Origin of the sequence: uncultured Nevskia sp. (assembly GCF_903885465.1) — a bacterium.
GTDB lineage: Bacteria > Pseudomonadota > Gammaproteobacteria > Nevskiales > Nevskiaceae > Nevskia.
In genome coordinates this window covers 1-8,251 of sequence record NZ_CAISIQ010000398.1, presented here as the reverse complement: position 1 = coordinate 8,251, position 8,251 = coordinate 1, and the positions used below count along the sequence as shown (strand labels likewise).

Below are 8,251 nucleotides of genomic sequence, written 5' to 3'. Positions count from 1 at the left end.
TGCCTGCGAGTTCGTGACGGTGCCGGAAAACGCACTGACCCAGATGCCGGCGAATTACGGCTACGACGAAGCTGCAACCCTGAGCTGCGCCGGCGTCACTGCCTGGCGGGCACTGGTGGTCAACGGTGGCCTTAAGGCCGGTGACACGGTGCTGGTTCAGGGCAGCGGCGGCGTGTCGATCTTTGCGCTGCAGCTGGCCAAGCTGGCCGGCGCCACGGTCATCGCCACCTCGTCATCGGACGAGAAGCTGGAGCGTCTGCGCAAGCTCGGCGCCGATCATCTGATCAACTACAAGTCGGTGCCGGAATGGGGTGCAGCGGCGGCGAAGCTGTGCGCTCGCGGCGGCGTCGATCACGTCGTCGAGATCGGTGGTGCGGGCACTCTGCCGCAGTCGATCCGCGCCATCCGCGCCGGCGGCCACATCGCCCTGATCGGCGTGCTTGCCGGTCGCGAAGGCGTGATCCCCACTTCCGAACTGATGCGCAAGCAGGGCCGGCTGATCGGCCTCACCGTCGGCAGCCGCCGCCATCAGCTGGATCTGATCCGCGCGATCGAAGTCAACGGCCTGCGTCCGGTGATCGACAGCCGTTTCCCGCTGCTGGCGCTGGGCGATGCCTTCCGCCATCAGGCCAGTGGCCAGCACTTCGGCAAGATCTGCGTCGACGTGTCCGGCGCAGCCTGAACCACGCTCCGTGATGACGCGGTCGCGTCATCACGGAGATCACCATGAAGGCCTAACCGCGGCTCAGGGCTCTCCGGCCAGCGGGCCGAAGGCAGCTGGAGCCTTGCGGTGATGAGTGGCTGCCTCGTAGGCGGAACCGACCTTCACCAGCAGCGATTCCTCGCCAGGGCCAGCCCAGAAGGCGATGTTGTACGGCAGCGGGCTCTTCAGCTTGGTCGGCTTGGTTCCTTCCACGCCTTCGTACTTCTTGCCGTCCTTGCTCAGTGCGAACACCGGGTCGTAGACGGTATCGAGGAAGCCAGCCGGCACGAACACCTCGGGAATGCCGAGCGAGGCGCCGTAACCATGGCCGGCGCCACCGCCGCCGCCCTGCATGGCGGCACCGCCAATCACCGTCGGCGGCGTCAGCAGCGGCGGATTGACGAACACATCGATGCCGTTCTGCTCCATCACCTTCATCATCGCCATGCGCATCGCATCGCGGCGCTTGATGGTCCAGGTGGTGGCGTAGCTGCGGGCGTCGATCGGCTTGTTTTCCCAGTTCTTCATTGCCGTGTAGCGGACGTCGTTGAAGTACTTGGCATTGGCGTTGAGCGTCGCCCAGTCGTAGACCTTGCTGTCACCGCGCAGCGCCAGGTACTGGCCGAAATTGAAGGCGAAGGTGTAGCCGGTGACCAGATCCGGCCCGGTCGGCGGATTGCCCATCATGCGGCCGAAGTTCAGCGCCGCCGGCCACGGTGCCTTGTGCACTGAAGCCTTGACCAGATAATCGCGGCTGGTGACGTCGTAGCCCGGCACTTCGAATTCAGGCTTGCCGTCCTTCTTCCAGGCCAGCACTTCCGGCAGGTGCATCGGCACGATCTCGGCGATCGCATCGATGAAGTTGAACTTCATGTTCGGGATCGACGGATCGTCCGGGTAGTTCGGATCGACCGATTCCACCAGTTCGGCGCCCAGTGACTGCAGCACCTTCAGCTCTTTGTTGATGCCATCGCTGATGCCGGCGGCGCTGAGCTTGTCCTTGACCATCAGCTCGCGCAGCACGCCGATGCGGATGCCGGCCAGCGGCTTGGCGGTGCCGGCCGGGACCAGGGCGCTGACATAGGGCTTGTCGGCGGCGATCACCCGCGGCAGTGCGGTGTAGATGTCGCGCGAATCGAAGTAGCTGCCGGTCTTCTTGTCGCGGAAGCCGTCGAGCAGCATGGCCGCGTCTTCGACCGTCTTGCAGATGATGCCGGGGCGATCGCGATAGGGATCGGCACCGATGCCGCCGCCGAAGGAGATCATGCCCTTGGTCGGCACCAGGGTGCCCGCGCCGTTGTGAGTGCCCGGATTGCGGCAGGAACCACCGGTGGTTTCGCAGATCGAGCAGACCACCAGATTGGCCGCCACCGAAACACCGGAGCCAGCGCTGGAACCGCCGGTTACTCGCGTGGTGTCGTAGGGATTGCAGGCCGTGCCGCCCCAAGTTTCACGCGAACCGCCCTGGGTCAGGGTCGGCCGGGTGACAGTGGCATCGCCGGCCGGATCGCCGCTGCCGCCGTTGTACTCGGCGTTCTGCGCCTGGGCGTAGATGATCGCGCCGGAAGCGCGCATGCGCGCCGTCAGCGTTGAATCGACCGGCGCGAAATCGGTCGCGTACTTGACGTCGCCGCCGCCGGTGGAGCGCATGTCCTTGGCGTCGTAGATCGCCTTGAACGACATCGGCACGCAGTACAGCGGCATCGCCTTCAAGTCCGGATTCTTGCCGAACTGCTTGTCGAGTTCGGCGGCACGCTCCAGCGCATCCGGCTGCTTGCGGAAAGCATCGCAGGCCTTCGGGCAGCTGGCCGGCAGCGCGCCGGTGGCGCTGTCGCATTCGGCCTTGCAGGACACCGAACGCTCGCCGCGGAGATTGATCGTTTCCAGGCCGTTGACCTGCCCGGCATTGGCGATGCCGGCGACCATGCCGTACTGCTGAAACACCGAAGGATCGGACAGCGTCGGCTCCATGCGGCCGTAATCCGGCTTCAGGCCGCTGTACTTGCCGAAGTCCGGAATCAGCTTGTTGATCGCCACCGTCTCGGTCGGAAACTTCAGTGCCGCGCCACCGCGCACCGTGCCCGGCGCGGCCGGAACCTTGGCGCCATCGGCAGTGATCAGCGCCGTGCAGACGCCGTTGTAGGCCTTGGCACGAGCGGCATAGGCCTCGACCACCTGCTTGCAGCTGACCTCGCCAGCCTGGATGCCGCGATGAATCTCTGCAATCGAGGTTTCCTGCAGGTGGAAGCTGTTTGCGGGGGCCTTCTCAGCGGCCTGGGCCGCACCGGCGACAAGCGCCAGTACGGACAGGACCAGGGTACGAACAAGTTTGCGCGCCAGCATGGTGTGTCCTCTTCAGATTAGGACTGCGTTGATCTGAAACTGAGGCGCGTTCCTTGCGCCACAGCCGATGGATGAGCTGTGGCGTGGGTGCTTCTAAGATTTCCTGGCCAACAGGACGAATGCAGCCAGCGGCTCGTGTCGATGGCAAGATGCCTTGACCGTTGCGCGCACTGACATTGCATCTCTCCCGAAGCATCGACCTGGGTTGCGGACCCGTTGATACGCCACATCGAGATAGCGCGATCACCGGCGACACCCCTATGCGACGGAAGCCGACGCCGTCCCCCTACCCTGACCACAGCAGCCGGGATCAGGGTTTGCGGAACTTGAGCAGGAAGCGATCGGTGCGGTCGTGCATCGCATGCGCCTTGACGATGTGCGGATCGTCCGCGTGGCGCAGCACGGGGCTTTCGGCAACGAAGGCAAAACCGGCCGCGAGCAGCTCCCGCTTGACCTCGGCGGGATCGATGCGATGCAGGGTTTCGGTATCGCGCGCGCCGGAGCCGGGCTCGGCGGCGTGGTCTTCGACGATCAGGATGCCGCCCGGCTTCAACGCGTTCAGCAAGGCTATGCCAACCGTCAGCAGATTCGGCGAGCCGAACGCGGGGTTGTGCAGGTCGTGGTAGTTCTCGGAAGTCCAGATCACGTCCAGCGGTTCGGCCGCCGTGAAGTTCTCGGCTGCCGGGCTCTTCGCCCAGTACTCGTAGACGCCGCCGGGATCGTCGCTCGACGACCACAGCTCCGGTGCCGGCACCATGCGCGGCTGCAAGCTGGTTGCGGTGACGTTGCCGCAAGGCTCGCCGACAACGGCTTCCGCAGGCTTGTCAGCCGGCAGCGGGCCTGAACGCTTGAACGGCACGGCGATCGCGTAGACGTGGCCACCGTCGCCGACCAGCTTGCAGAAGATCCGCGTGTAGTAGCCGCGGCCGGGCATCAAGTCGGCCAGCTTGTCGCCAGGCTTGATGCCAGCGAAGGCGATCACCTCGGCCGGCTTGCGGTCGGCATCGCGCTGGCGGTCCGAATCAGGCCGGCTCGGATCGGCGACCGCTGCCACCACGTAGGCAGGAATTGCCGCTGGTGATTCGGCGGCATCCGCAAGCAACGGCAGCATCGCGACTGCCGCGACCAGCATGCCGCGCAAGGCACTTCTGCAAGTCACCGTCGATCTGGTCATCGCGGCGCTCGCCGAGTGCCTTGCCGATCAGCGAAGGTCTCAGGGCTCTCCCGCCAGCGGCCCGAACGCGGCCGGCGCCTTGCGGTGATGCGTCGCGGCCTCGTAGGCGGACGCGACTTTCAGCAGCAGGCTTTCCTCGCCCGGGCCGGCCCAGAAGGCGATGTCATAAGGCAGCGGGCTGCTCAGCTTGGTCGGCTTGGTGCCGGCCACGCTTTCGTACTTGCTGCCGTCCTTGCTGAGCACGAAGCTGGGTTCGTAAAGCGTGTCGAGAAAGCCGGCCGGCACGAACACTTCCGGAATGCCCAGACGGGCGCCGTAGCCGAAGCCCAGGCGCAGATCGCGATCCGGTTCGGCCGCGCCACCGAGCTTCGCCGGCGGTGTCGACAGCGGCGGGTTGACGAACACGTCGATCTTGTTCTGCTCCATCACCTTCATCATCACCATGCGCATCGCGTCGCGGCGCTTCATCGTGTAGGTGGTGTCGTAGGTGCGGATGTCGATTTCCTTCTCGCCCCAGTTCTTCGCCGCCGCCAGCTTGGCGTCGCTGTAGTACTTGGCGTTGGTGTTCAGCGTGTCCCAGTCGTAGATCGTGCTGTCGCCGCGCTCGTTGAGGTACTTCGCCATGTCGAAGCTGAAGGTATAGCCGGTCACCACGTCGTCACCGCCCGGCGGGTTGCCGAAGATGCGGCGAATGTTCAGCTTGGCCGGCCACGGTGCCTTGTGGTTCGAGGCCGCAACCAGATACTTGCGGCTGTTGATATCCCAGCCCGGCACTTCGAATTCCGGCTTGCCGTCCTTCTTCCAGGCCAGCACTTCCGGCATGTGGAAGGGCAGCACTTCGGCCATCGCTTCCTGGAAGCCGAAGCTCAGATTCGGGATCGACGGATCATCCGGGTACTGCGGATCGACGGTCTCGACCAGTTCGGCACCGAGATCCTTCAGCACCTGCAGCTCGCGGTTGATGCCGTCGATGATCGGGCCATCGCTGGGCGCGTGCTTGACCATCAGCTCGCGGACCACGCCGATGCGCAGGCCGGCCAGCGGCTTGGTCGTGCCGGCCGCAGTCAGCGCGCTCTTGTAGGTGGTCTTGGTGGCGATCGCGCGCGGCAGCGAGGTGTAGGGATCGCGGGGATCGAAGTAGCTGCCGGTCTTGCTGTCGCGGAAAGCGTCCATCACGGTGGCGGTATCGGCCACCGTCTTGCAGTGGATGCCGGGACGATCCTGATAGGGATTGGCGCCGATGCTGCCGCCGAAGGAGATCATGCCCTTGGTCGGCACGAAGTTGACGACGCCGTTGTGAGTGCCCGGATTGCGGCAGGAACCTCCGGTGGTTTCGCAGATCGAGCAGACCACCAGATTGGCCGCGACCGAAGTGCCCGAACCGCCGGACGAGCCGCCGGTTTCGCGCTCGGTGTCATAGGGATTGCAGGTGGTGCCGCCCCAGCTTTCGCGCGCGCCGCCGGTGCCAATCGACGGCTTCTGCACCTTGTTCGCACCGCCCGGATCGCCGCTGCCGCCGTTGTACTCGGCGTTCAGCGCGTGGGCGAAGATGATCGCGCCGGCGCTGCGCATGCGGGCGATCAGGGTCGAATCCTTCGGTGCGGCGTCCATCGCGTACTTGGCGTCGGCACCGCCGGTGGAGCGCAGATCCTTGGCGTCGTAGATCGCCTTGAACGACATCGGCACGCAATACATCGGCATCGCGGCCAGGTCAGGATTCTTGCCGTACTGCTTGTCCAGTTCAGCGGCACGCTCGATGGCGTCCGGCTGCTTGCGGAAGCTGTCGCAAGCCTTCGGGCAGCTGGCTGGCAGCGCACCGGTGGCGCTATCGCATTCGGCCTTGCAGGACACCGAACGCTCGCCGCGGAGATTGAGGGTGTCCAGGCCGTTGATCTGCTTCGCATTCGGAATGCCGGCGACCATGCCGTACTGCTGGAACACCGAGCGATCGGACATCGTCGCTTCCATGCGCCCGTAATCCGGCGTCTGGCCCTTGTACTGGCTGAAGTCCGGCACCAGGCTGCTGAAGGCCACGGTCTTGGTCGGGAACTTGATCGGCGCGCCCGCGCGAACGGTGCCGAGCACGCCCGGTGCCTTGGCGCCGTCGGCAGTGACCAGCGCCGTGCAAACGCCGTTGTAGGCCTTGGAGCGTGCCACATAGGCCTCGACGATCTGCCTGCAGCTGACTTCGCCGGAGCGGATGCCCTGGTGGATTTCCTCGATCGAGGTCTCCTGCAAGTGGAAAGCTTTATCGGCCGCGAGTGCAGCACCGGCGCCGAGCGCCAGCACCGACATCACGAATATCTGTAGTCCTTTACGCAGCATCGCTATCCCCTCCGCAGACAAGCTGGACCCTGGAATGACGATGTCCCGGGGTCCCGGTACGGAATCGCCAGGGCGGCCTCGAAGCCTGCGCAGGAAACTTGTCAGCGCGGTTTCGGCACAGCCCTGCCTATATCGACGCGAGCGGTGGCCGATCCCCTACCGCGCAATCGGCGGTGACTCGAGTTCCACCGTGCCGCTGGCCGGCGCATGACGCTTGCCGCCCACCAGCGCGTTCAGCATCACGTACATCGCCGGGATCACGAACAGGGTCAGCAAGCTGCCGATCAGCAGGCCACCGATCACCGCGATGCCCATCGACATGCGGCTTTCCGAGCCGGCGCCGAGCGCCAGCGCGATCGGCAGGATGCCGAGCAAAGTCGCCAAGGTGGTCATCAGGATCGGCCGCAAACGCGCTGCTGCCGCTTCGCGGACAGCGATCAGTGCCGTCGCCGCTCCGGCCTCGCGGCGCTGATTGGCGAACTCGACGATCAGGATGCCGTTCTTGGTGACCAGGCCGATCAGCATGATCAAGCCGATCTGCGAGAACACATTCAGGGTTTGATTGAACATCCACAGCGCGCCGAGCGCACCGGCCAGCGCCAGCGGCACGGTCAGCAGGATCACCAGCGGATCGCTGAAGCTTTCGAACTGCGCCGACAGCACCAGATAGATCAGCACCAGCGCCAGCAGGAAGACCACGCCGAGCGACGACGAGCTCTGCACGAAGTCGCGCGCGGCACCGGTGAGGGTCGTCGTGTAGCGGCTGTCGAGCACCTTCTTGGCGGCGGCATCGAACACGGCGATGCCTTCACCGATGGTGTGACCCGGTGCCAGCGTGCCGGAGATGGTCGCGGCTGCCAGCCGGTTGAAGCGGTACAGCTCCGGCGGCGAACTGCTTTCGACCATCGTCACCAAGTTGTCGAGCCGCACCAGCTCACCGCTTGCGTTATGCACGGACAGGCCTTCGAGCGCATCCGGCCGCGAGCGGAAATCACGCGTCAGCTGGCCGATCACGTCGTACTGCTTGCCGTTGAGAATGAAGTAGCCGAAGCGCTGGCCGCTGAGCGCGGCCTGCAGCGTCTGGGCGATGTCCTGCGCCGATACGCCGAGGGTCTGCGCCTTCGCACGATCGATGCTGACCTTCACTTCCGGCTTGTTGAACTTCAGATCCGAGTCGACGAAGGTGAACACCGGGCTGGCCTTCACCTCTTCGAGAAACTTCGGCAGCACCTCGGCCAGCTGTTCGATCTCCAGCGCCTGCAGCACGTACTGGACGCCGACCTGCGCCGAACGGCGGTCGCCGATGCTCGCTTCCTGGGTGATGTTGACGCGGGCGCCGTTGAAGCGCTTGGCCATCTGCTGCAGGTCCGCGGCGATCTCGCCCTGGGTCCGGCTGCGATCCTCGCGCTCCTTCAGGAACAGGCGCACGAAGCCGTTGTTGACTGGCCCGGAGACGCCATTGGAGCCGCCGAAGCCCGGCACCTGGGTCATCATCAGATGCGCTTCAGGCACGCGTTCGGCCGTCGCTGCCGTGACGTCGTCCATGAAGTTCTGCATGTAGTCGTAGCTGGCACCTTCGGCCGCCGTGGCGCGCACCCAGACCCGGCCGCGATCTTCCATCGGCGCCAGCTCGCGCGGCAGCAGACCCATCAGCACCCAGATCAGCCCGGCCGAAATCGCCAGCACCAGCAGCGCACTCCAGCGGA

At 65.3% G+C, this 8,251-nt stretch carries 5 protein-coding genes; 1 reads left to right on the top strand and 4 read right to left on the bottom strand.

Features of this window, described 5'->3' with window-relative positions; genetic code table 11:
- The coding region (locus tag QZY06_RS15555; protein WP_295685978.1) for an NAD(P)-dependent alcohol dehydrogenase at positions 1 to 682 on the top strand (682 nt) is incomplete at its 5' end.
- A gap of 63 nt (positions 683 to 745) precedes the next feature.
- Here QZY06_RS15555 and QZY06_RS15550 read toward each other — a convergent pair.
- The 4 genes from QZY06_RS15550 to QZY06_RS15535 all read right to left on the bottom strand — a co-directional run.
- Positions 746 to 3,046 (bottom strand): amidase family protein, encoded by a 2,301-nt coding sequence (locus QZY06_RS15550; protein ID WP_295685977.1) that lies wholly within the window; start codon positions 3,044 to 3,046, stop codon positions 746 to 748.
- 310 nt (positions 3,047 to 3,356) lie between these two features.
- On the bottom strand, positions 3,357 to 4,220 hold the full coding sequence (locus QZY06_RS15545) for a hypothetical protein (RefSeq protein WP_295685976.1): 864 nt from the start codon (positions 4,218 to 4,220) through the stop codon (positions 3,357 to 3,359).
- 39 nt (positions 4,221 to 4,259) lie between these two features.
- On the bottom strand, positions 4,260 to 6,545 hold the full coding sequence (locus QZY06_RS15540) for an amidase family protein (protein WP_295685975.1): 2,286 nt from the start codon (positions 6,543 to 6,545) through the stop codon (positions 4,260 to 4,262).
- Between the two features lie 156 nt (positions 6,546 to 6,701).
- Positions 6,702 to 8,251, bottom strand: a 1,550-nt coding sequence (locus QZY06_RS15535) for an efflux RND transporter permease subunit (protein WP_295685974.1), incomplete at its 5' end; no start/stop codon positions are given.